The following is a 24,499-nucleotide window of genomic DNA, read 5'->3' as shown; positions in this document are numbered from 1 at the left end:
TATCTATACATGGGAATACGCCAAGCATCGGACCGAAACCATCCGCATGCCCATATTCGTGGCGATGGGGCTTCGGGCAGCTTCGGGAGCCGTCGGTGTGCCCCCCATTAAGATCCACAGAGGCGAAGTGAAAAGCTTTCTTCTTCTGTGTGGACAACCGCATCACGTAGCTAAGCATGACAGCCGCTGCCCTGCCCTGCGCCCCCAATTCTTGAGGGGCTTTCGTTCACGCTTCGACAATGAAATGGAGGGGAGGAATTTCCCATGCGTCATGCACGGCGTCGATGGCTTTGCACTCCGCAGCAGCTGCGGGCGCAAGGTAATGCGTGTCGGCGCCAGATTCAGCGCCGAATGTCGCCGTCTGCGGAGAAGGCAATTAACCCTACGTTGCGTGTGCCCGAATGATCAGCCCTCGGCCTTGCCCAGGTCCAACGGTGCCTGGCCGGAATTGATGCCATGAAGCGTGTTCACCAAGCCTTCGCCCCGGAAACGGTTGAGAACATCCGGCGCGTCATGACGTACCCCACCGCGCTACTCACGATGCTGATCGACGCATCGGAGCAGACGCTCGCCCCGGTCACACCTGCGGGTGTCGGCGGTGCCAGTCGGTGGCCCGCTGGAAAGCGCGGCCGGCACGGCAGATATCGGCCTCGCCGAGGTGCTTGCCGACGAATTGCACTGCCACCGGCAAGCCCTTGGCGGTGAAACCGACCGGAAGCGTCAACGTGGGGTGGCCCGACATGTTGAACGGCGCAGTGTAGCGAACGATCGCCGCAAATTCGGCGCGGGTCATCTTCGCGTGCGTGGCCAGCGTCGGCGTAGCGATCGGCTGTGCCGGAATCAGCATCACGTCGACCGGCTCCAGTCCCGCGTTCACCCTGCCGGTGAACGCACGGCGACGCAGCAGGACCTGTTGATAGTTCGTCCCTGACATTGCGTTACCCGCGTCGATCAGTCCGGCCAGGGCCGGCCCGTAACCGGCGCGCTGCGAGGGATACGTGGCTGCGTGGGCTACCGCAGCTTCGACGGCCAAGGTCGCCCCCCAGTCGGCAATCGTCGTCTTCATGTCTGGAAAGACCATGGGCACGATCGTGGCGCCAAGCGAGGCCATCACCCGAAGCGACTCCTGGACTGCTTGCCGAATTTCCGGGTCTGCTGCGCCTAGTGCATACGCTTCGTCGAAGCCGACACGAAAACCACGCAGATCCCGGTCGTCGCCCGCCTGGTAGTTGGGAACCTGCGCGCGCAAGGTGGTCGGGTCGTCCGCATCGGTGCCGGCAATCGCAGCAAGCATAATCGCCGCGTCGTTCGCGCTGCGGCATATCGGCCCGAAGTGATCGAGCGACGCGGCGAGTTCGAAGCAACCGTGGCGCGAGACGCGGCCCCAAGTCGGCTTGAGGCCGGTCGTTCCATTGGCTGCGGAAGGGAAGCGGATCGACCCGCCGGTGTCGGAACCGAGGGAACCGAAGCACAGACCCGCGGCGGTTGCGACGCCGGACCCGTTGGATGATCCGCCGGGCCAGTAGTCAGCATTCCATGGGTTCACCGGCGCAGTCGCCGGATCACAGTCACTGTACGCGCCTTCAGTCAGTTGCAGTTTGCCGAGCAGGACTGCCCCCGACTCACGCAGCTTGCGCACCACCGTCGCGTCGAACTGCGGCGCGAAATCGCGATGCACGCGTAGGCCGGCAGTCGTCGTCACGCCTTTGGTGAAGCACAGATCCTTCACCGCGACCGGCACGCCATGCAGCGGCGAGAGGATCTGGCCCCGCCCGATCATCCGGTCGGCTTCTTTCGCCTGTGCCAACGCGAGCTCGGGCGTCGTGAGCGCGTAAGACTTGAGCCTCGGGTCCAGGCGCTCGATGCGGCGCAGGACATGCTCGGTCAATTCCACCGACGAGATCTCGCGCGCCGCCACGAGACGCGAGATCTCGTTGATCTCCAGGAAGTGCAAGTCCTTCGTCATCTTCTTTTCCCCATTAACATGGTCATTGCCGACATCGATGTTGAATGCCGCCGCTCTACCGCACACTCCCGCGCACACGGCTGCCACTGCAGCGCCAAGCGCGGTGCGCCGTGAGCTACTGAATCGGGCTTGTTTATTGTTAGTCATGGTCACCCTCCTTGGTAGTGATTTTCAAAACATGTTTTTATAGGCTTGCGTAGCGATTCCGAAGCGCTCATCGGAGCAATGCTGGGGACCTCGCCTTCGGCCAGCAGCGGCATGATGGCCATATTGGTCGGTGTGCCCGTCACGCCGAACAGCGCAAATACCTTGTCCTTTTCAATCAGGCGTTTGACGTTGGCGACGGCGCGTGCCGGATCGTAACCATCGTCCAGAGAGAGAAGACGAATCTTGCGGTCATGGACACCGCCCTGCGCATTGACATGTTCCATGTAGGTGCCGGCGCCGACGAAGAATTCGTTTGTAATGGATGCCATTGGACCTGACATCGGGCGCGTGGTTCCGAGCAGTACTTCGTCCGCTGTCACTCCCTGGGCGTGCGTCTCCAGATGAAATGCGACACCCAGGAACAGCAACGCCATGTAACGCAAAAATCCGTTGATCACCATGCGTTCCTCCGAGATTTTGTAGGGTGCACTCTGCGCACCCGCCGGCTACTTCCGTGTCACCCTGCGTTCAGCAATGCGGTGGCATACTTGCCAAGCGCAGGTGCTGCGGGCGTTACATTGAACTCGACCGTGCGCTCATGACTTGCCGCATCCAGCCGGAAGATGCTCACCGCGCGCGCGAGCATGCCCGCTTCTTCGCGCATGCGCTCGGCCGCCGCCGCCGCTTCTTCGACCAGCGCCGCATTCTGGTTGGTCGCTTCGTCGATCTGTGTAAATGCCTGGTTGATCTGCTCGATGTCCGTGCTTTGCTCGGCGCTGGCCGACGAAATTTCCGCCACGATGCCAGTCACGCGCTTGACGCTTTCTACCACCTCGTCCATCGTCGTGCCAGCCTGGCCGACCAGCTTGCTGCCGGCATTGACCCGATCGACCGAGTCGCCGATCAGTTGCTTGATTTCCTTCGCCGCCCCGGCACTGCGTTGCGCCAGGCTGCGCACTTCAGAAGCAACCACCGCAAAACCACGTCCCTGTTCTCCGGCGCGCGCCGCTTCCACTGCCGCGTTAAGCGCGAGGATGTTGGTCTGGAACGCAATGCCGTCGATCACGCTGATGATGTCGACGATCTTCTTCGCCGAGTCATTGATCGATTCCATCGTCTCGACCACCTGCCCCACCACCGCGCCGCCCTTCATCGCCACTTGCGACGCCGTTGCCGCCAGCTGGTTCGCCTGGCGTGCATTGTCGGCATTCTGCTTGACGGTCGAGGTCAGCCCGTCCATCGACGCGACTGTGCGTTCCACCGATCCGGCCTGCTGCTCGGTGCGCGACGCAAGGTCCATGTTGCCGGTCGCAATTTCGGAGGACGCGGTGCTGATCGCATTGATGCCGGTGCGCACCTCGGCGACGATGCGGCCCAGGCTATCATTCATGTGTTTGAGCGACTGCACCAGCATGCCGGTTTCGTCCTGGCTCTTGACGTCGATGGTGGCCGTCAGATCGCCCTCCGCCACGCGCTTGGCGAGCTCGACCGCCTGGCTCAGCGGCCGCGTGATGCTGCGCGTGACGAACAGGCCGATCATGACCGCCAACATGCAGGCACCGCCGGCCAGCGCCAGCATCACGACGACCGCGCGCTTGGCGTCGTCGATCGCGGCGCGGCTGCTGTTGACCATCGCATCGGCATGTATCGCAATCACCTGGTTCAAGGTCTGGAAATAGGCGACCTGTGCCGTCTGCACGGTGGTGTACAGAATGTCCTTTGCCTGGTCGCGGTCCCCGGCCTTGACCAGTTGCTTGAAGCACTCCAGTTCCGCCTTGAACTTGTCCTCCCCGTCCTTCAGGCCCTTCTTGAGATCCTCTTCCTCGGGTGACACGGACGGCTTCTGGTTGAGTTCGCCGGTGCTCTTTTCGACGAACGCCATCGACTGCTCGATCCCGGTAACGTAATTTTTGATTTCGTCCCGGTCGGTCGCGAACAGAATGTCGCGCATGGTTTGCACAACATCGAACAAGTCGGACTTGATGCTATTGGCCAATGCCGTTTGCGGATAGCGGTCCTTGACCATGACCTCGACGCTCTGATTGATGTTCATTAGCTTGGCCGCGCCATACAGGATCACGACCACCATCACCGCGATCGCCATCCCGAAACCGATAGTCAGTCGTTGTCCGATTTTCAGTTTTGCCAGTTTCATTCTGTTCTCCTCCCTATTGGCTGCCCGTTTTGCTTTTTGTTACAGCACGCTGCCGCCGGCAGCGCCGGCGGGCGTTGGAATACTGAATGATGCGTCGTACGTGTTCTCAAGCGCGCAGGGCCTCCAGCTCCGCTTGCACCGGCTGACTCTCCACGTTGTCGCCGCCGACGCTTCCCAGAAGGAAGTGCGACAGCGCCGGAATCAGCACCAGTGCGCCCAACATATTCCACACGAACATGAAGGTCAGCAGGATGCCCATGTCGGCTTGGAACTTGATCGGCGACCAGGCCCAGGTGATTACGCCGGCCGCCAACGTGATCCCCACCAGCGCCACCACCTTGCCGGTGAACTGCAGCGCGTGGCGGTACGCATCGGCAAGCGATGCGCCAGCGCGTTGCTGTGCCAATTGAATACTCAGCAAATACAGCGCGTAATCGACGCCGATGCCAACACCCAAGGCGATCACCGGTAGCGTCGCGACCTTCACACCCATGCCCAGCGCCACCATCAAGGCTTCGCATAGTATCGAGGTGATGACCAACGGCACGACCGCGACCACCACGGCACGCCAGCTACGGAAGGTGATGAAGCACAGCAGGATCACCGCCGCATACACGTACAGCAGCATCATCACGTTGGCCTGCTTGACCACGATGTTGGTCGCCGCTTCGATGCCGGCGCTGCCGGCCGCGAGCAGGAATTGCCGCTCCGGCGTGCTGTGTTCCTTCGCGAACTGGTCGGCCGCCTTCACCACGCGGTCCAGCGTTTCCGCCTTGTGGTCGGACAGATACGCGACCACCGGTATCACCGAGCATTCGTTGTTGACCAAGTCGGGATTGCTGGTGCTGGTGCTAAGCCCCGCATAGTTCAGCACATCCTGGTTCGGCGAGATGGTCAGCCACTTGCTGCTGCCCTCGAAAGTGCCGGCGGTGACCTTGCGCACCGCATCCGGCAGCGAGATAGTCGTCTGCACGCCCGGGATCTGTTGCAGCGTCCAACCCAGCCGATCGGTTTCCACCAAAGTCTGGTAATTAAGGCAGCCTTCCGGCTTGGTCTTTACGATCACCGCGAACTGGTCACTGGACAGCGCGTACTTGCTGGTGATGTAGGCGTTGTCGAGGTTGTAGCGCGAGTGGGGCCGCAACTCCGACGCACCCGCATCGAGATCGCCGATCTTCAGGTGCGTGCTGACCACGAAGCCCGCGACCGCCACGACCGCCGAGAACACGATCACCGCGACCGCGCAGCGGCGTTCGGCGCAGCGTTCCAGCAGAAGCCACAGGCCGCTTGGCTTCGCTTGTTCGGCGCGCAGCGCACGCGCCGCCGCTTTCTGGCTGACGCCGGTATACGACAGCATCACCGGCAACAGCACGAGGTTGGTGACCACCAGCAAGGCGACGCCGATACTGGCGGTAATCGCCAGGTCCTGGATCACCGGGATGTCGATCAGCATCAGTACCGCGAAGCCGACTGCATCGGCCGCCAGCGCGGTCAGGCCGGCCAGGAACAGGCGGCGGAACGTATAACGCGCCGCGATCAGACGATGCGTACCACGACCGACGTCTTGCATGATGCCGTTCATCTTCTGTGCGCCATGCGACACGCCGATCGCAAATACCAGGAACGGCACCAGGATCGAATACGGATCGAGTTCATAGCCGAGCGTCGCGACCAGCCCCAGTTGCCACAGCACCGCCACCAGCGAGCAAATCAGCACCAGCGCGGTGCTGCGCGTGCAGCGCGTCCACCAGTAGATGATGATGGCGGCAATGATGGCCGCCACCGCGAAATAGATGATCATCTGCTGCAGGCCATCGAGCAGGTCGCCCACCACTTTGGCGAAGCCGACGATGCGGATCTCGAGTGCGGCGCCGTGCGCGTTCGCATACTTCGCGCGGATGGCTTCCAGGCGGCCCGACAGCTCACGGTAATCGAGCGCGGCGCCGGTGCGCACATCCTTGTCCATCAGCGGCACGAAGATCATGCTGGACTTGAAGTCGTTGCCGACCAGGCTACCCAGAAGCTGGGCGCGCGCGATGTTCTGCCGCAACTGCTCGGTGTTCTGCGGGGTGCCGGTGTAATTATCCGGCATCACCGGGCCGCCGGAGAAGCCTTCTTCGGTGACCTCGTTCCAGCGCACCACTGGCATCCACAGCGACTTCACGTTCGCACGGTCGACGCCGGGCGTCAGGAACAGTTCGTCGTTGATCTGTTTCAGCGCCTGCAGATAGGCCGGGTCGAAGATGTCGCCATTCTTGTTCTCGACGACGATGCGCAGCGCGTTGCCGAGCCCTTTTAATTCATTCCGGTTGGCCAGAAAGTTCTTGATGTAGGGCTGGTTGTGCGGAATCGTCTTCTCGAACGCGGCGTTCAGCGTGATTTTGGTGGCCTGGAAGCCCAGCACCAGCGTCACCAGCACGCAGGCGAGGATCACCAGCAGCCGATTGTTGAAGATCAGCCGTTCGAAGCGGCTGCCGGAGCTGCGGTCGAAATCCTTCAAGTCGCGGATCGCCGGCATGTCGTCGATGTTGTTCGTTACCATTGCATTCTTTCTTTCAACCGTTTCACTTCAGAGCTTCGACGCGCACGCCGCCGAGGCCGGCCAGCGCGACCGCACCGTTGCCGGCTTCCGCGACCGAAAACGTCGGCGCGGCGGTCGCGACCTTGACGCGGTTGAAGCTGGCGCCCGCATCGGTGCTGACCAATACCTGGCCGGCCTGGCTGGCCAGCACCACCGACCCGTCGGCGCGCACCAGGCCGCCGGTCAATCCGGCGTTCACCCCGGTATCGACCTTGGTCCAGTTGGCGCCGCCATCGGTGCTGCGGTACGCGTTGCCACGCAAGCCGTACACCAGCGCCATGGCGGGCGTGCCGGTGACGCCGAACAGCGTGCCGCGATACGGCAGTTCAACGCCGGTGAAGCGCCGCTGCGCGCGGTCGTATTTGAGCACCAGGCCTTGTTCGCCGGCGATGAATACCGTGCCGCCGGCCGGGCGGATTGCATACAGGTGCAGCGCTTTCGGGTTATCGACGCGATCCATCCACGGCGTCCAGCTCTGGCCACCATCCTCGGTGCGCAGGATTAGGTTGAACGCACCGACCACGAAACCGTTCTTGTCGTCTTCGAACCAGACGTCGAGGAAGGGCTTGTCTGCGCCTTGCGCGGCAAACCCTTCGGCATCCTGCTTCAATTTTGCCGCCGCGGCATCACTCGCATGTGCCGATTTGCCGTAGTACTTGGCCAGCAGATCGGCCGCCTGTTTGCCGTCAAGCTGTTTGGCCCAGGTGGCGCCGCCGTCGATGGTGTGCAGGACCACGCCTTTGTGGCCGACTGCCCAGCCTTGCAGCGGACTCGGAAACGACAATGCGGTCAGGTCGGAACTGACCGGCACCTCGGCCTGCGTCCAGTTCTTGCCGTCTTCGGAATAGAGAATATGGCCGCGTTGGCCTGCGGTGACCAAGCGCTTGCCTGCCATCGCCAGCGCATTGAGCGGCGCGCGCAGCGCGAGCGCACTTTTGACCGCCGGCTGCACCAGCGGCGATTGAAACACGGGTTCCGCCGTTGCCGAAGCCGCTATCATGGCGGCCCCCATAACAACGGGGATTAACAAAGCTTTGTACTGCACGTCTCGCTCCATCACATGATTGATTCAATTGCGGGGGGCTGCCGAGGGGTGCCCTGCATAGGGGCGCCTGGCGCAAGGCGAAACATCAGTGGCCAAGGTGAGTACGTCACCCTGGCCACTTGCCCTCAGGAGCAATCAATTAATAGGTGTGTGCGATGCGGGTCCCTCCGGCACCGCACACACATTTACTACACCGCTTTAGCGCACGCCCGCACCCGCGAGGGCGTCACCAGTCCATGCGGAATCCGGCAGCAAGGCGTCGGCGAATTTGATACCGCCGGCGCCCGGCCAGAGGTTGGCGTAGTACGTGCCGGAGATCAAGTCGTAATGGCCGGTTGCGATGCTGTTTTGCGACGGCACGTCGTAGGCTGGGGCCTGGTAGGAAAAGCCAGGGCGCCAGAGTTGCCCGCGGCCGTCGTACTGATCGACGGCGGACATGCTCCAGCTATCCTCGTCCACGTAGAACGTGCGTTTCGAATACACATGGCGCTTGCCTTCCTTCAACGTCGCCTCGACCACCCACACGCGGTGCAGTTCCCAACGCACCGTCGCCGGGTTGATGAACTTGGCGCCGAACACGTCTTCCGTCTTGTCGTTGTAGACGAAGCGATAGGCGTTGTACGGGATATACATTTCCTTCTTGCCGACCAGCTTGAAGTCGAAACGGTCCATCTTGCCGTTGAACAGATTCACGTCGTCATAGGTCGACATGCCGGACGTACCTGGATTGGGTGTATCGTAGGCGAGGTCCGGCGCGACCCGCACCCGCCGCTGACCCGGCAGGTACTGCCAGGCGCGCCGCCCTTTCTCACTAATGTCGATCGGGTCCACCACCATGGCCGACTCGCCGGCACGGCGCGCCGGCGCGGTGTAGTTGGGGCGAACCCGGCTCAGGGTCTCGCTACCCTTCGCTTCGTCGTAGTAGGGGGTTTCTACAATGTAAGAACCTTGGGTCGACAACACCAACTTGCCGTTGCTGTCGACGTTATAGGCGGAAAACTTAGGCAGGACAAACGCCAAGCCTTGGTAGCGCGCCATGAAATTCAACATCACCTCGTTGCCGTTCTTCGGAATCGGGAACGGGATGCCGGCGCGCGCGCCCTGCATGGAGAGGCCATCGTCGGACACTTTGGCCCGGGTCGCGTTCTTGACGGTATTGTCGAGCACGGACTTGGGATAGGCGACGCTACGATGCGTCTTGTAGACATCGATGCGATAGTCCGCATGCGCCTTCATCAAGGCCTTGGCGCCTTCGCTCAGCTTGTCCGCATACTTGTCCATGTTCTTCGCGTCGATCGAGAACAAGGGATTTTCGCTGGCGAACGGATCGGGACGCACGCCTTTGGCCTTGTCGAAGCCGGCCGGCGCGGTGGTGAGGCCGCCGGTGTATTCCGGAATCGTGCCGTCCTTGTTGCCGGCTTTTTCGGCACCGAAGAGCGTCAGCGTGGTGCCGAGCTTCTTCGCTTCGTCCGCTGTCGCGGTCGCATGGACTGCGCCCATGTGCGCGGACAACAGGCCCGCGCCGATCAGTGCTGCTGCTAATTTTTTCATGATGTCTGCCTCCTTTTTTAGAATGTGGTCTTGAATGTCAGGAAAACAGCGCCGCGATCGTTCAGGAGCGCCCCGCTGCCCTTGGGAACCGCGACCGCGCCGTTCGCGCCGACCGTGTAATGGCCGAAGGCGTCGACATACTTCATGTCGAGGCGGTACTTGCTGTACAGGTCCAGGCCCAGGCCGACCGCCCAGCTGCCGGCATCTTCGTTACCGCCGGACGCCACCGCCGAGTTGCCGTTCAAGCCGCGCGAATAGCTGATCGGCATCGACAGGTCGGCGCCCGGGAACACCTGGAACCAGGTCGGCGTGAAGCCGAACGAAATCCCGAAGAAGTCCTTGGTGGACGCGTCGAGCGCGGTGTTGCCGGCCCGGCCCTTGTAGCGATTGAGCGGGTCGCTGCTTACCGACAGCAGGCGGTTCCAGGTCAATTCGGCATTCCACGACGCGCTATTCCACAGCGGCGTGACGGGGGCCGTGCCGATCGCATTCAACAGCATATGGAAGGTCTTGCCGCGCGCGCCGAGGATCTCGCCTTGCGCCGGCAGCGCAGCCAAGGACGTGATGGTGGCGCCATCGCTGGCCAGCGGCATGTTCCGGCGGAAGTTCAGGTCCATGCCGACGCTGATGCCGGCGATCTGCTTGGCCAGGCTAATGCCGAACATGTCGATATCGTCGGCGTAGTTCAGGAAGTACTGACGCGGTGCGGCCGCCATCACGATCTGCTGCGGCAGGATGTCGGAGAAGTTACGCACGTAAAAGCCCAGCGTGCCGTCCAACCATTCCGGGCTCCAGCGCGTCGCCAGGCCCCAGTCGCCGCGGTCCTTGGGCTTGATGTCGGCGCCGTGCAGCGCGCGGATGCCCGGGCCCAGAATCAAGGATTCGCCGCCGCGCTGCAACAGGTCGGCGGCACCGTAATAGGTGCCGCCTTCGGGCAGGCGCGCTTCGTCATACTTGAAGAAATACTGGCCGGCGAACGACAGTTCCGGCGTGGCCTGCAACTGACCGGAAATCTGTGTCCGCGGACGGAACAATTCCTTGACCTCGACGCCCGGCGAGCCTTGGGCCTTGCCCAGGTCCAACGGTGCCTGGCCGTAATTGATACCGTGGAGCGGGTTCACCAAGCCTTCGCCCCAGAACACCGTATGCCGGCCGGCACGCACGGTCAGCGGCATGGTGCCGAGATCCACCGAGCCGAATACGAAGGCGTCGAGCCATTCGCCGGACAGGCCGTTGTAATAGCGGTCGGCATACGGGCTCAAGCCGAAGGCGGGGGCGCCGTTGACCAGATGGTTGGAGGTGGCCAGACTGGTATTGTCGAAGCTGCCCGAATAGGCTTGGTCATACCAGGAGGAAGCGCTGACGCGGGCGCCGAATTTCTTCTTGTAGATGACGTCGAACTCGCTCAGCAAATCCAGGCGGTTGTTCACAATGCTGTGCTGCTTGAAATTGCGGTTACCGTCATCAAAATTCGGGTTCGCCAGCAAGGCGGGGTCTTGCTTTTCAGTGCGATAGCCCAGGTTGTAGCGAATGGTGTTGTCGAACCGTACCTGCATGTCTTCATTGCCGGTATCGATATCGAACGCGCTGGCACTGGCGCAGAAGCCCGCGCACAGAGCAGCCGCCGCAGCGGCGAACGCGGTGCGCCGAAGGCCGCCGTATCGGGCTTGTTTAGGGTTGGTCATACTTGAATCTCCTCAGTCTTGATCTTTATACAAATTTTTTATTCGCTGCCGCACAGATGCGCCATCCTTCCTCAAGCATTTCCTCAACTCCGCATGTCGCCTCCCCATTCGTGCCATCTCTCTAACTGGAATCGCGTGTGCATGGTTATCAAGTTGCTCAGCACCGGCATGCCAGCTGCATTGCAAATGGATCAATAGCGCTGCCACCATAATTGCTCGCTGGCCGGTCTCTGAGACGTGCACTGAGGGTAACGAATCATGCTGGCCGCCGCCCCCTCAAAATTAGAGGGTGGGGGTGCAAGCAACAAATCAACGAAGCAGGAAAGATTGAAATTTCATCAATTCAGCGGCGGCAGAAATCGACCGCGCCTCGCCGAAAACACGGCCATTAGGAGCGTCGATCGCACCGGAGCCCAATGGCACCAAGCCCCCTCAAGTCGGAGAAATTCACGCGCGCTTGCGGGCTGAACGGCATGTCCCGGTCGAAGCCAAGCCTCCGATGATGGCGAGCTGAAGAGGTGTTTAACCTGGAAACGGCCGTTGAATGCGTCCGATGGTGCGATCGGACTGACCTGCCCCAACATTAGCTTCCATGACCTGCTTTATTGAGAATATGAATCTGGTATCGTTCGTCTTGGGTAAGGTGTGTATAGCGCATTCTGGGCAACTTTGACTTGGCGGCCTGGAGGCTCGGATGCCTGGAGGCTCGGATGCTATCGCATCTTCCGACCCGACCTCATTAATCAACTGTTGCACTTCGTATTTGAACTCGCGATGTAAAATTTGCCTTCGAATCCGGGTTTTGCGCCCCCCTCGTCGATCGATTTCCTCCGCACGTACACACGACCATCCTCATGCAGAACATCCGTAAAGCCGTCTTCCCGGTCGCCGGGCTTGGCACCAGGTTTCTTCCCGCCACCAAGGCCAATCCCAAAGAGATGCTTCCCATTGTCGACAAGCCGCTGATTCAATTTGCCGTCGAAGAAGCAATTCAATCCGGCATTACCGATCTCGTCTTCGTTACCGGACGCAGCAAGCGCGCCATTGAAGATCATTTCGATACCTCGTTCGAACTCGAAGCCGAACTCACGACGCGCAATGACGAAAAGCTGCTGGCGCTGGTGCGCGACATCCTGCCGGCGAATGTACGTTGCGCCTACATTCGCCAGTCCCGGGCGCTGGGCCTCGGGCATGCGGTCCTGTGCGCGCAGCACGTGGTCGGGGACGAACCCTTTGCCGTCGTGCTGGCGGATGACCTTATCGATAGCGACACGCCGGTGCTCAAGCAGTTGATGGAAGTGTCGGCTGCCCAGAATGCGTCTGTCCTGGGCGTACAGGATGTGCCGCGCGCGGATACCGGCAGCTATGGCATCGTCAGCGGCAGTCCGATTTCGAAAAGCATTGAGCGCGTTTCGCATATCGTTGAAAAACCGCAGCCTGACGTCGCGCCCTCCACGCTCGCGGTCGTTGGACGCTACATTCTGTCACCGCGCATCTTCCATCATCTTGGCCGCATCGAACGCGGTAGCGGCGGCGAAATTCAGTTGACCGACGGCATCGCATCGTTGATCGCCGAAGAACCGGTCGTTGCTTGCCGTTACGAGGGACGGCGTTATGATTGCGGCTCCAAGCTTGGCTATCTGCAGGCAACTGTGGCGCTTGGTCGCAAGCATGCCGAAGTCGGCGACGACTTCAGTCGCTGGCTGGCGGAGCAATAAACATCGCCTTCGGCTGCCAAACGTCAGGATGGCACGCCGTTTGCACGCTATACCTCCTTTTTCCGAAAAAGGAGTGCTCTCATGAAGATACAGCTCACAACCATGGCGGGAAGCCTTGCGCTGCTCTTTGCGGTCTCGGTGCATGCGCAACCGGCTGGCAATCCCGCGGCACAAGGACAGGCGTCGCCAAAGGACCAGGCGGAACAGCAACATAAGGCCGCGATGGAAAAATGCGGCAACATGAAGGACAACGCCAAGGATATTTGCAAGGCAGAAGCGGACGGGCAAAAGAAAGTTGCCGAAGCGCAGGCCAAGGTGACCGGGCGTGATACGCCCAAGAATCGCCTGGAACTGGACCAGGCAAAAGCCGAAGCCCAATACAAGGTGGCCAAGGAAAAATGCGACGATCAGGTCGGAGATGCAAAGAAAGCTTGTCAGACCGAGGCAAAAGCTAGTCAGGACCTGGCCATAGCCCAAGCGAAAAAACAGGCGCAGACAGCGGGTTCGAGCGGAGCCGGTACGGCTGGAACTTCCGCAGCCGGTCCATCCCCTGCTCCTGCCGCACCTTCTGCGCCGGCAGCCGCACCGCCCCAAATGCCGCCCACAGGCGTCGCGCCCCCTGCGGCGCAACCGGCTCCGCCGACAGCTGCCCCAAAGCAGTAAACCGGTATTACCTGCTACCGGCATGCGCCGCTGTGGCGACGCATGCCGATGTCGTCACGCATTATTTGCAAGGGTTTGCAAGTGCGAGGCTTCACATTGGAAGCATTTTCATGTTCATGCGTAAATTACACGCTTCAGCGAAGCGTTCGCGTGGAATGACGCCACACCGCTTGTGGTTCGCTTTTGGCACGTTCGCGTTCCCATGCTGTACCGCAACGATTGCATATGTAGTATTCGATGCGTCCCGTCGCCGTGGCGCCGAAGTTGATTGCTGCTTCCGAATGCAGCAGCAGGTTTGCGTGTGGTGATGTGGCCGTATTGGCGCCAGCCAGGCTCGCGCATTCATTGCAGACTGACATTTTCAATGCCGCGCTGTCTTGCCGGACTCGAGGTCGATACGGACGATGTCGAAGCCTCCGTCGTAGTAGCCGCGACTTTCTGCGGTTTGACGCGCTTCATCCACGCTGTCGTACCGTCCCGCCTGGTTTTCATCGTCGGTCAGCGAAAGATCTCCAGCGAATGGATAGAGGTAACCATCCTTGGTCTTGATGATAAATGCGTGCATGGCATCCCCTTTTTTTCGGTCGATGCCGAGGCGCCTACGCTGCCATGGGCATGCAATCCGTTGTGAACAATGCGCAAGTAAGGTGCCCTGAATACCATCTGCATGGCGTTCAGGGTCTCTTATTGGTCATCAGGCGCAGAGGGATAGTTCCGAAAGAGGACGCGGCATCAAGAGATCAAAAGGTGCCGGGAAGCAGAATGTTCCTGTCGACTTTGCGGACATCGGTCAATCCGCAAAAAGCCATGGTCAGATCCAGTTCCTTGCGGATGATTTCCAGGCAAGTCGTAACGCCCTCCTCGCCCATGGCGCCAAGTCCGAACAGAAATGCGCGTCCGATATAGACACCCTTCGCGCCCAGCGCCAGCGCCTTGATGACATCCTGCCCGGAGCGAATGCCGCCATCCATATGAACTTCGATCTTGTCCCCGACGGCCTCGACGATACGCGGCAGCGCCCAGATCGTGGAAGGCGCACCGTCCAGCTGGCGTCCTCCATGATTCGACACGATCAGGGCATCGGCGCCGCTGGCAGCTGCCAGTCGCGCATCTTCTTCGTCGAGTATGCCCTTGATGATCAGTTTGCCGCCCCACAGGTCCTTGATCCATTTGACGTCATCCCATGAGAGCCGGGGATCGAATTGCTGGGCGGTCCATGACGAAAGCGAAGACATGTCCGACACGTCGCTCGCATGCCCGACGATGTTGCCGAATGTCCGGCGCGACGTACCGAGCATGCCGAGGCACCAGCGCGGCTTGGTCATCATGTTGAGGATGTTGGGAACCGTCAGCCTGGGCGGCGCCGACAGTCCGTTGATCAGATCCTTGTGGCGCTGGCCCAGCACCTGCAGGTCCAAGGTCAGCACCAGTGCCGAACATTTGGCCGCCTTGGCGCGCGCGATCAGGCGCTTGATGAATTCGCGATCGCGCATGACGTAAAGCTGGAACCAGAACGGCTTGCTGGTGTTGGCGGCGATGTCTTCGATCGAGCAGATGCTCATGGTCGACAAGGTGAAGGGCACGCCAAACTTTTCTGCCGCCTTTGCCGCAAGGATCTCGCCATCCGCATGTTGCATGCCGGTCAGGCCGGTGGGCGCGAGCGCGACCGGCATCGCGACTTCTTGACCAGCCATGGTGGTGCGCAGCGTCCGGTTTTCCATGTTCATGGCAACGCGCTGACGGAACTTGATGCGTTCGAAATCGCTGCTGTTGGCGCGATAAGTCGATTCGGTCCAGGAACCGGAATCGGCATAGTCGTAGAACATGCGGGGTACGCGTCGTTGCGCAAGGCGGCGAAGATCTTCGATGGTGGTAATGACGGGCATTCGGCTACTCCTCACTGAGATGAGCAAGTGTAATGCAAGCAACGCGCGCGCGGCGCGACCGCCATGCTTGAAAATTATTCACCTGAACGCAAAACGGCTCATGCACCGGCATCCGAAAAGCTGCCGCCTAGACTGCCTCTTACGGCTCAGGCGACGTCGATGGTTTTCACCAGTTCCGCGATGGCCTTGCCCAGATCCTCGGTACGCGCCGCACCGCCCAGGTCCGGGGTGCGCGGTCCTTTCGCCAGTACAGTTTCGATAGCCGACAGAATGGCATCGTGTGCGCGACGGTAGCGTTCGCCGTCCGGGCAGGTCGGATCCCTGCCGAGAAAATCCAGCATCAACGCGCCAGACCAGATCATCGCAACCGGGTTGGCGATGCCCTTGCCGTAGATATCCGGCGCCGAACCATGCACCGGCTCGAACAGTGAAGGAAACAGCCGGTCGGGATTCAGATTGGCCGATGGCGCGAGTCCTATGGTGCCGGCGCATGCGGGACCGAGATCGGACAGGATGTCTCCGAACAGGTTGGAAGCAACGACTACGTCGAAACGCGTGGGCTGAAGCACGAAACGTGCGGTAAGAATATCGATATGCTGCCGGTCTACCGTGATCCCGGGATACTGTTGCGCCATCAGGTCGGCGCGCTCGTCCCAGTAAGGCATGCTGACGGCGATGCCATTCGACTTGGTGGCGACCGTCAGATGCTTGCGCGGGCGCGACTGCGCCAGTTCGAAGGCATAGCGCAGGACGCGATCGGTGCCGGTGCGGGTAAATACCGATTCCTGGATCACCAGCTCGCGTTCCGTCCCTTCGAACATGCGGCCGCCGAGCGCGGTGTATTCGCCCTCGGTATTTTCGCGGACCACGAAGAAGTCAATGTCGCCCGGTTTGCGGTTGGCGAGTGGGCAAGGCACACCTTCGAACAGCCGCACCGGACGCAGGTTGATGTACTGGTCAAAATCGCGCCTGAACTTCAGCAGCGAGCCCCACAACGAAACATGGTCAGGCACGCGCGCCGGCCAACCCACCGCGCCGAAATACAAGGCGTCGCATTCGCCGATCTGAGGGCGCCAGTCCGGTGGCATCATGCTGCCGGTCTCGTCGTAATAATCGCAGCTGGCCCAGTCGATGTGGCGATAAGCAAGATCGAGTGAAAAACGTTCCGCCACGGCATCGATGACGCGCAGCCCTTCCGGCATGACCTCCTTGCCGATGCCGTCACCTGGGATGACTGCGATGTCGAAAGATTTTCTTGGAGAGGTATTCATGGCAGTTTGCTGAAGCGATGCGTATCAACTAACGGAAGGAGTGATCGGCCGGATATTTATCCATTCGATACGCATGGCACGGTCCTTAAGCGAGGGATGTGGAAGCGTCCTTGATGGCCGCGCGAATACGCTGATAGGTGCCGCAGCGGCAGATGTTGCCGCTCATTGCCGCATCGATGTCGGCATCGCTCGGGTTCTTCTTCAGCTTGAGCAGAGCGGTAGCGCTCATGACCTGTCCGCTTTGGCAATAGCCGCATTGCGGCACATCGTGCTTGACCCAGGCATCCTGTACAGCCTTGCCGATCTTGTCTCCTTCCATCGCTTCGATCGTGGTGATCTTCTGTCCTGTGGCGGATGAGATCGGCGTCACGCAGGAGCGTATGGCCTGTCCATTGAGATGCACCGTGCACGCGCCGCACAAGGCGGCACCGCAGCCGAACTTGGTGCCGGTAAGGTTGAGGTTGTCGCGCAAGGCCCAGAGAATCGGGGTGGCGGGGTCGGCATCGACCTCCATGTCGCGGCCATTGATGTTCAGGATGATCAAATTGTCTCCTCCGCTTTATTTACTTCGCTACTTCAAGATGTACTTCGGCCAACAGAATATAGACGAAATCTCAAGCATGCGCAGAATGGCAATAATCTTTACGTGACCTGCCACAAGCCGGATATGCGAAGTCGGCCATGTAAGAAAAACGTGTCGCCTCCGGGAAGTTTTTCCTCTAGGGAACAACTTGCACGAATTTGAGTCTAGAGCCTTATCCCGATTTGTTGAAGGTAATCGACCATGATGCTTGACGAACAACACAGCGAAGAACTGCGCGCGCTTCGCAATCTCGAACGCACGGTGCGCGCCTATAGCGTCACAACGCACATGGTGTCATTGAAGCGGCGTCAGGAAATGCTGGCTACAGCCTTGCGTGAAGTCGTCGAGGCACGCAAGGCGGCAATCAGGCGCTCGCGCCGCGTTCCGCTCAAGGATTAAGTTTATTTCCTTTTCTTCCTGGGTCGTGCAGGCAATCTCATGTAGTCGAGCAAATCGCTGGCCGGGTCCGGTTTCAATCAGTACTTCCTTCCCATCACGACAACGGCGCATTTCAAGGCAATTGAATTCGCCCTGACATCTATCTCCAGGAAAACGGCAGTCCATTGCCCGGTGTCAAAAGCGCACTGTGCAAAGATGGCAACATTGAGGTCCACTACAGTACATAGCGGATCCAATGCATCTGAATTTGCTTCTTTATACGATATCGCGATGCCGTCTGATCATGCTGGCATTGGCGATGGCCTTTCTTCCGGTCGGCGCCGCCCTCGCCTTCGGTTTTCCCGACGTCGCCGCAAAGGCACAGGCACTCGCCGCCAACCCTTACGCAAAACCGCCGAAAAACATTCCCAAAAGTCTGGAAAGCCTGAGCTACGATCAGTACCGCGATATTCGCTTCAATCCGGAAAAATCGCATTGGCGCAGCGCGAAGCTTCCCTTCGAACTCGCGTTCTTCCACCAGGGCTTGTTCTTCGAAAGCGCGGTAAAAATCCATGAAGTCATCGGCAAGAATGTCCAGGAAATCCGCTTCGATCCAAAGCTGTTCAACTACGGCGCGAACAACCTCAATCCGAAAGAGCTGACCAATCTTGGCTTTGCCGGTTTCCGCATCCACTATCCGCTCAACACCAATCGGTACAAGGACGAAGTCGTCGTCTTTCTCGGCGCAAGCTATTTCCGTGCGGTCGGAAAAAACCAGCTATATGGCTTGTCCGCACGTGGCCTTGCCATCGACACCGCGCTGACATCAGGGGAAGAATTTCCGCAATTCGTCGAATTCTGGGTCGAGCGGCCTGAAACGACTTCCAAGGAACTGACCATTTATGCGCTGCTCGATTCGCGTCGCGTAAGCGGTGCTTACCGGTTTGTCGTCAAGCCCGGTCCCGACACACAGATCGATGTAAAGTCGCAACTGTTCCTGCGCGAGAACGTTTCCAAATTGGGCATCGCTCCGCTGACCAGCATGTTTTTCTTTGGTGAAAACCATCGTCCGAATGTCGATGATTATCGTCCCGAAGTGCATGATTCCGATGGTCTGTCGATACAGGCGGGTACCGGTGAATGGATATGGCGCCCGCTCGCCAATCCGAAACGGCTGCTAATTACCTCGTTTTCGTTAAACAATCCGCTGGGATTTGGACTTATGCAACGCGACCGGGAATTTTCCAGCTATGAAGACCTCGAAGCACATTATCAACGCCGTCCCAGTACATGGATAGAACCGCGGGGAAACTGGGGGCCGGGACGCATCGAACTGGTACAGATACCAACGCCGGATGAAACCAACGACAACGTTGTTGCGTTCTGGGTACCTGACGTCGCTCCCAAACCAGGGGTCGGCTTGGATCTGGAATATCGGATGTACTGGCAGAAGGATGCCGACAAGCGCCCTCCCTTGTCATGGGTAACGCAGACACGACGTGGTCATGGTTATCTGCGCAAGCCCGACGACAGTATTGCCCTGTTTGTCGATTTTGAAGGGCCGGCGCTGAAGAAGCTGGACGATAACGCAAAGCCTGAAGCGAACATTACCGTGGACGGCAACGCGAAAGTGCTTGAAATAAATACGTATCGCAATGAAATGACCGGAGGCTGGCGCACGGCAATCCGGTTCAAGCGCACCGATGAAAAAAAGCCGGTGGAACTGCGTGGATACTTACGCAATAACAATACAACCTTATCTGAAACGTGGAGCTACATTCTTCCGCCCGACTAAAACGTGTCTACAGCAGCTCGCCCCTCTGCGAGCGTTATCTTGATCGGCTGCAACTTCAGCCGGATGCACGCCGCACCGCTGCCGCGGCTATTGATGCCGCGGCAGCGACCGATGAAGCCGAAGCATTAACGGCGTTGCACGAAGCCCTGGCCGGATCGCCTGGGCAAGCAGACAATCCCGCATTCGCTTCCGTCCCGGTCCGCGCAGCGCTTGCATCGGGCGTAAGCAATGCCAAGCTCACTACTGAGCCGGCGGACACGCAACAACAGAATACGCCGGGTATCGCCCCGCCGCCCAGCCGGCAGTCGATGATTCCTCATCCCTGGACCCCGCTCAATCCCTTGAAACGTTGGGCAAACGCCTTGATGCGCCAGCGTCGGCATTGGGTGGAACGCCGCCACGACGGCGCCGCAAGAAAAGCCTGGCCGGCAGCCTTGCCGGAAGCGGCACACCACGATGTGGTGGATGCACCCGATCCGCGTGGTCGCTGGCAGCATCAGGGCAATATCCGGCGTCTGGTACTGCTGGTTTTGATGCTAAGCCAGACTGCGGCGGCGACCTGGTTCATGAGCCAGGTGTTGCCCTACCAGGGAGGAACCAGGCTTGAAATGGCTGTGCTGACCTTGTTCGCCGTGCTGTTTTGCTGGGTGTCCGCCGGCTTCTGGACTGCGATGGCCGGCTTTCTGGTCATCCTGCGCGGCAGGGACACGTTCATGATTTCGCGCCGTGATGTCGCCGACGCCCCGATCGCGGCCGGTGCCCGCACCGCGATCGTCATGCCCATCTGCAACGAGGACGTCATCCGCGTCATGGCGGGCTTGCGCGCGACCTATGAATCGGTGCTCAAGACAGGTGATATCGAGCGATTCGACTTCTTTATCCTGAGCGACAGCAACGATCCCGATACCTGCGTCGCGGAACTGGATGCATGGCGCGGGCTTTGTCAGGCAGTTGATGGTTTCGGCCGCATTTTCTACCGTCGCCGCCGTCGGCGCGTCAAACGCAAGAGCGGCAACATCGATGATTTCTGCCGACGCTGGGGCAGCAATTATCGCTACATGATCGTGCTGGATGCGGACAGCGTGATGAGCGGCGATTGCCTGACCACTCTGGTGAAAATGATGGAAGGCAATCCCGGTGCCGGCATTATCCAGACGGCGCCCAGTGCTGCCGGACGCGACACCTTGTATGCGCGTATCCAGCAGTTTTCGACGCGGGTGTACGGGCCCTTGTTTACCGCAGGCCTGCATTACTGGCAACTGGGAGAGTCGCATTACTGGGGGCATAACGCCATCATCCGGATGGCGCCCTTCATCCGGCATTGCGCGCTGGCGCCGCTGCCGGGGCGCGGATCGCTGGCCGGTGAAATCCTGTCGCATGATTTCGTCGAAGCAGCATTGATGCGCCGTGCCGGCTGGGCGGTCTGGATCGCCTACGACCTGGAAGGCAGCTATGAGGAAATGCCGCCCAATCTGCTCGACGAGTTGAAACGGGATCGCCGCTGGTGCCACGGCAACCTGATGAATTTCAGGCTCTTTACCGCGCGTGGCATGCATCGCGTGCATCGCGCAGTCTTTGTGACCGGCGTGATGGCATATCTTTCAGCCCCGTTGTGGCTGTTATTCCTCGCGTTGTCGACAGGCATGCTGGCCATTCACACCCTGGTCGAACCGCAGTATTTTGTCGCGCCCAGGCAGTTGTTTCCGATCTGGCCGCAATGGCACCCGGAAAAAGCGCTTGCCTTGTTCAGCGCCACGGCCACGATTCTTTTCCTGCCCAAAATCCTGAGCGTGCTCCTGATTGCCTCGCACGGTGCGGAACTGTTCGGCGGTAAATTCCGGCTGACGGTCAGCATGCTGATCGAACTGCTGTTCTCCATGCTGCTGGCACCGGTACGCATGCTATTCCACACGGTTTTCGTGACCGCGGCCTTTCTCGGCTGGGAAATGCGCTGGAACTCGCCGCCGCGCGAGGATTCCGAAACCACCTGGGGAGAAGCGTTCCGCAAGCACGGTCTGCACATGGTGTTCGGACTGGCATGGGGTGTCGTGGTGTATTTTCTCAATCCCTCATTTCTCTGGTGGCTATTGCCGATTGCCGGGGCACTCGCATTGTCGGCTCCGCTGTCGGTGCTATCGAGCAGGGTTTCATTGGGTCGCAGTTTCCGGCGTGCGAAGCTGTTTCTGATTCCTGAAGAAGCCGAGCCGCCGACAGAGCTGAAGGCGACCTATGACTATGCCAAAGCGACAAGCAGTACGCCCGATTTTGTCGATGCCGTCGTTGATCCGCTGTTGAATGCGGTTGTCTGCAGCGGGGCGCGTGCTCATCCACGCCTGCCCTCCTCCGCACGAACGGAGCGCAGCGTACTGGCCGATACGGCGTTGCGCGAAGGCCCGGCTACGCTGCAGCCGGCGCAATATCGTGTCTTGCTGGACGACCCGCTGGCACTATCGCAGCTGCATTTCAAGGTATGGAGTTCGGCACTTGCGCATCCGGAATGGCGCGACCGGATTTATCGCGTCGTTCCGGAGATGCCGGAAAGTGAACCACTGGCAAAGACTCCCTGAAGCAGTTTTTCAGCCAAATGCCGGGGCAGCGGTTCGCTGATGCAGGTGCCCTGTATTTCATCGCAGGACGTCGTGCGCAGAAAAGCCAGGTGTTCGGCGCTTTCCACGCCTTCGGCTACGACGGAAAGCCCCAGCGTGTGCGCGAGATTGATCACGGCTTCCGCCAGTTTCCAGCGGCCGATGTCGTCCGGTTGCACTTGCAACAGAAAGGACCGGTCCAGCTTGAGACTGTCGAGCGGAAACCGGCACAGGTAGGCAAGCGATGAATATCCGGTGCCAAAGTCGTCAACCGACAGGCGCAATCCCAGCGCCTTCAGGGCCGCAAGCAGTTCCGCGGCCACATCGGCGTCTTCCATCAATGCAGATTCTGTCAGTTCCAGCTCCAGTTGCTGCGCCGGCAAACCGCTATCCTGCAAGGCCGCCGCCACAGAAGCGAGCAATTTTCTGGTGCGGATCTGACGGGCTGACAAGTTGACAGAAATTTTCAGCGGTTTATCGAACAGAACGTTCCATTGCTGGGCTTGCATCGTGGCCTGGCGCAAGACCCAGTCGCCGATTTCGTCGATCAGTCCGATTTCTTCAGCCAGCGGAATGAATTCGCTTGGGGAAACCGGGCCGAGTTCGGGAGACGCCCAACGCAGCAATGCTTCCACACCTGTGACTTCGAAGGTCTTCAAGTGCACGCGCGGCTGGTAATACACCTGCAATTCATTGCGTGCGATCGCGTGGCGCAATGCGGACTGCATCAGCATCCGCGAGCGTGAAGCCTCGCCCATTTCAGCGGTGAAGAAACAGAAGGTGTTGCCGCCCAGGGCTTTTGCGCGGTACAGGGCGGTGTCGGCGCTCTGCAGCAGCGATTCGCTGGTATTGCCATCCTGCGGGTGCATACTGATACCGATCGATGCGCTGGCTTTTACTTCATGGCCTTCGATCAGCATCGGCTGATCCAGCGCCTTGCAAAGCTTCTCTGCCAGGCGCGCGGCGGAGGCATCAGCACGCGGGCATTCCGCCACTACCACAAATTCATCGCCGCCAAGCCGCGCAACCGTATCGTCAGGCCGCACGCACTGGTTCAGGCGCACGGCAATTTCCTTCAACAGCAGGTCGCCGGCGGCATGACCGAGCGAATCGTTGACTTCCTTGAAATCGTCGAGATCGATAAAGAAGACGGCATGGGAAACGTCCGACTCGCGCTGTTCCAGGCGTTGCCGCAACTGCGTCTGCAGCAAGGCGCGATTAGGCAATTCGGTAAGAATGTCACGTGTGGCAAGCCGCTCCAGCGCCTTCGCGGTTCTTACCTCCCTGGTCACATCGCGGCTCACGCCACGGTAACCGCAGAACTGGCCGTTTTCACTGAACGGTTCACCGGAGATACGCAGGAAGCGAACGATTTCCGGTTCGGTATCCGATGCGGCGGGAAAAATTACATCATGGAATGGTCGGCGAGCGCGGATGCTCTCCAGGCAAACCAGCAAGCCCGGCGCATGAGAGTCATGTGCATGATCTTCAAAATGCGAACCAAGCAGCTGTTCCGGCCTGACGCGCAGCTTGTTGTAGATGCCTTCCGAAAAAAAAGTAAAGCGCAGCTGGGGATCGGTCTCCCAATACCAGTCGGAAGATAAGGATGTCAGGCTGCGGAATCGTTCTTCGCGGCGTGCGAGTTCGCGCTCCGCTTCCATCTGCGCGGTAATTTCACGCGCCACCGACACCATGCCGAGCTTGGCACCGGTTTGCGGGTCGCGCAGCGTGCGCGTGCTTGCGGCAATCCATACCCAGGAACCATCCTTGTGCCTGAACCGTATATTGACCAAGCCGCGCCGCTTGCCGCCTGCCTTGCCCGGTCGTCGTGCGGTATCGCCTGCCAGATCATCCGGATGGATATAGGCATAAAGCGGCGTGCCGATCAGTTCCTGCGGATCGTAGCCAAGCGTGTCCTTGTGAGAGGGAGAAGCGTAGACATAGACGTCATTGGCATCGCTGTGCGAAATCATGTCGCAGGCGTTTTCGGTCAGCAACCGGTGTTCCATCTCGCTGTGCGCAAGTCTGACACGGGTTTCATGACTATCGGACACATCGACAAAAGTGCCGACAAACACATCGATCTTTCCCTGCGCGGTGAGCTTGGGCGCCGCGGTCTCCGACATCCATCGCACCGTACCGTCTGAACGGAGAATGCGATACTCGACCTGATATTCCATCCCCTCGCGGCAGGCATCGTTCACGCATTCGGCAACGCGTTTGCTGTCATCAGGATGAATGCAGGCATACCAATGGGAAAGATCGAGACTCTTTGCCAGACGGCCTGCAATTGCGGAACTGACATAGACACAGGTCCCGTCGGGACGGGCTTCCCAAACCACAATGCGTGCCTGGTCGGCCAGCTGACGCATGACGGCACGACGAGCCTCAAGGCTCGTGCCGGTGACTTTGCTTTCCGGCGATAAAACGAAACTTTTCCCCATGGGCGGCAATGTTACCACCGACAACCCGACCGGGCTGCGCAAAGTT

General features: G+C 59.8%; 17 protein-coding genes. 5 read left to right on the top strand and 12 right to left on the bottom strand.

Annotation, left to right across the window (positions count from 1 at the left end; all coding sequences use genetic code 11):
* Nucleotides 1-577 precede the first annotated feature (577 nt).
* From D3871_RS08405 to D3871_RS08375, 7 genes are all read right to left on the bottom strand, one after another.
* Entirely contained in the window at nt 578-1,966 is a 1,389-nt protein-coding gene (locus D3871_RS08405; protein WP_119769976.1) for an amidase, read from the bottom strand.
* 149 nt (nt 1,967-2,115) lie between these two features.
* Nucleotides 2,116-2,574 (bottom strand): ABC transporter substrate-binding protein, encoded by a 459-nt coding sequence (locus tag D3871_RS08400; RefSeq protein WP_119768477.1) that lies wholly within the window; start codon nt 2,572-2,574, stop codon nt 2,116-2,118.
* Between the two features lie 56 nt (nt 2,575-2,630).
* Nucleotides 2,631-4,268, bottom strand: coding sequence for a methyl-accepting chemotaxis protein (locus D3871_RS08395; protein ID WP_119768476.1), 1,638 nt, complete (start codon nt 4,266-4,268; stop codon nt 2,631-2,633).
* Nucleotides 4,269-4,374: 106 nt separating this feature from the next.
* A complete protein-coding gene (locus tag D3871_RS08390) occupies nt 4,375-6,810 on the bottom strand; it encodes an efflux RND transporter permease subunit (RefSeq protein ID WP_119768475.1) in 2,436 nt (811 codons plus the stop codon).
* A 22-nt stretch (nt 6,811-6,832) separates the two neighbouring features.
* Complete coding sequence (locus D3871_RS08385; protein ID WP_233575558.1) at nt 6,833-7,849, bottom strand: WD40/YVTN/BNR-like repeat-containing protein; 1,017 nt, start codon at nt 7,847-7,849, stop codon at nt 6,833-6,835.
* 243 nt (nt 7,850-8,092) lie between these two features.
* Nucleotides 8,093-9,445 (bottom strand): DUF1329 domain-containing protein, encoded by a 1,353-nt coding sequence (locus D3871_RS08380; protein WP_119768473.1) that lies wholly within the window; start codon nt 9,443-9,445, stop codon nt 8,093-8,095.
* Between the two features lie 17 nt (nt 9,446-9,462).
* Nucleotides 9,463-11,130 (bottom strand): DUF1302 domain-containing protein, encoded by a 1,668-nt coding sequence (locus tag D3871_RS08375; protein ID WP_119768472.1) that lies wholly within the window; start codon nt 11,128-11,130, stop codon nt 9,463-9,465.
* Nucleotides 11,131-11,984: 854 nt separating this feature from the next.
* Here D3871_RS08375 and galU point away from each other — a divergent pair.
* Together galU and D3871_RS08365 are read left to right on the top strand one after the other, a co-directional pair.
* Nucleotides 11,985-12,848, top strand: a complete 864-nt coding sequence (gene galU / locus D3871_RS08370; RefSeq protein ID WP_119768471.1) for a UTP--glucose-1-phosphate uridylyltransferase GalU — start codon at nt 11,985-11,987, stop codon at nt 12,846-12,848.
* Nucleotides 12,849-12,929: 81 nt separating this feature from the next.
* A complete protein-coding gene (locus tag D3871_RS08365) occupies nt 12,930-13,511 on the top strand; it encodes a hypothetical protein (protein WP_119768470.1) in 582 nt (193 codons plus the stop codon).
* A gap of 361 nt (nt 13,512-13,872) precedes the next feature.
* On the opposite strand, the gene D3871_RS08355 is transcribed toward D3871_RS08365, so the two are convergent.
* The 4 genes from D3871_RS08355 to D3871_RS08340 form a co-directional block, all read right to left on the bottom strand.
* Nucleotides 13,873-14,076, bottom strand: coding sequence for a hypothetical protein (locus tag D3871_RS08355; RefSeq protein ID WP_119768468.1), 204 nt, complete (start codon nt 14,074-14,076; stop codon nt 13,873-13,875).
* 175 nt (nt 14,077-14,251) lie between these two features.
* The gene (locus tag D3871_RS08350; protein WP_119768467.1) at nt 14,252-15,397 is read right to left on the bottom strand and encodes an alpha-hydroxy acid oxidase; all 1,146 of its coding nucleotides are present in this window, start codon (nt 15,395-15,397) and stop codon (nt 14,252-14,254) included.
* A 146-nt stretch (nt 15,398-15,543) separates the two neighbouring features.
* Nucleotides 15,544-16,668, bottom strand: coding sequence for a tartrate dehydrogenase (locus tag D3871_RS08345; protein ID WP_119768466.1), 1,125 nt, complete (start codon nt 16,666-16,668; stop codon nt 15,544-15,546).
* 85 nt (nt 16,669-16,753) lie between these two features.
* A complete protein-coding gene (locus D3871_RS08340) occupies nt 16,754-17,212 on the bottom strand; it encodes a (2Fe-2S)-binding protein (protein WP_119768465.1) in 459 nt (152 codons plus the stop codon).
* A gap of 240 nt (nt 17,213-17,452) precedes the next feature.
* Here D3871_RS08340 and D3871_RS08335 point away from each other — a divergent pair, with 240 nt between their 5' ends.
* From D3871_RS08335 to mdoH, 3 genes are all read left to right on the top strand, one after another.
* Nucleotides 17,453-17,650, top strand: coding sequence for a hypothetical protein (locus tag D3871_RS08335; RefSeq protein ID WP_119768464.1), 198 nt, complete (start codon nt 17,453-17,455; stop codon nt 17,648-17,650).
* Nucleotides 17,651-17,885: 235 nt separating this feature from the next.
* Complete coding sequence (locus D3871_RS08330; protein ID WP_119768463.1) at nt 17,886-19,424, top strand: glucan biosynthesis protein G; 1,539 nt, start codon at nt 17,886-17,888, stop codon at nt 19,422-19,424.
* Nucleotides 19,397-21,991 (top strand): glucans biosynthesis glucosyltransferase MdoH, encoded by a 2,595-nt coding sequence (gene mdoH / locus D3871_RS08325; protein WP_119768462.1) that lies wholly within the window; start codon nt 19,397-19,399, stop codon nt 21,989-21,991. The genes D3871_RS08330 and mdoH overlap by 28 nt, the downstream gene beginning before the upstream one ends.
* On the opposite strand, the gene D3871_RS08320 is transcribed toward mdoH, so the two are convergent.
* Entirely contained in the window at nt 21,937-24,453 is a 2,517-nt protein-coding gene (locus D3871_RS08320; RefSeq protein WP_158597888.1) for a sensor domain-containing protein, read from the bottom strand. The two genes, mdoH and D3871_RS08320, sit on opposite strands and share 55 nt — an antisense overlap.
* Nucleotides 24,454-24,499 lie beyond the last annotated feature (46 nt).

This window comes from Noviherbaspirillum saxi, from assembly GCF_003591035.1.
Classification (GTDB): Bacteria; Pseudomonadota; Gammaproteobacteria; order Burkholderiales; family Burkholderiaceae_D; genus Noviherbaspirillum; species Noviherbaspirillum saxi.
This window is presented reverse-complemented; position numbering and strand designations above follow the sequence as displayed.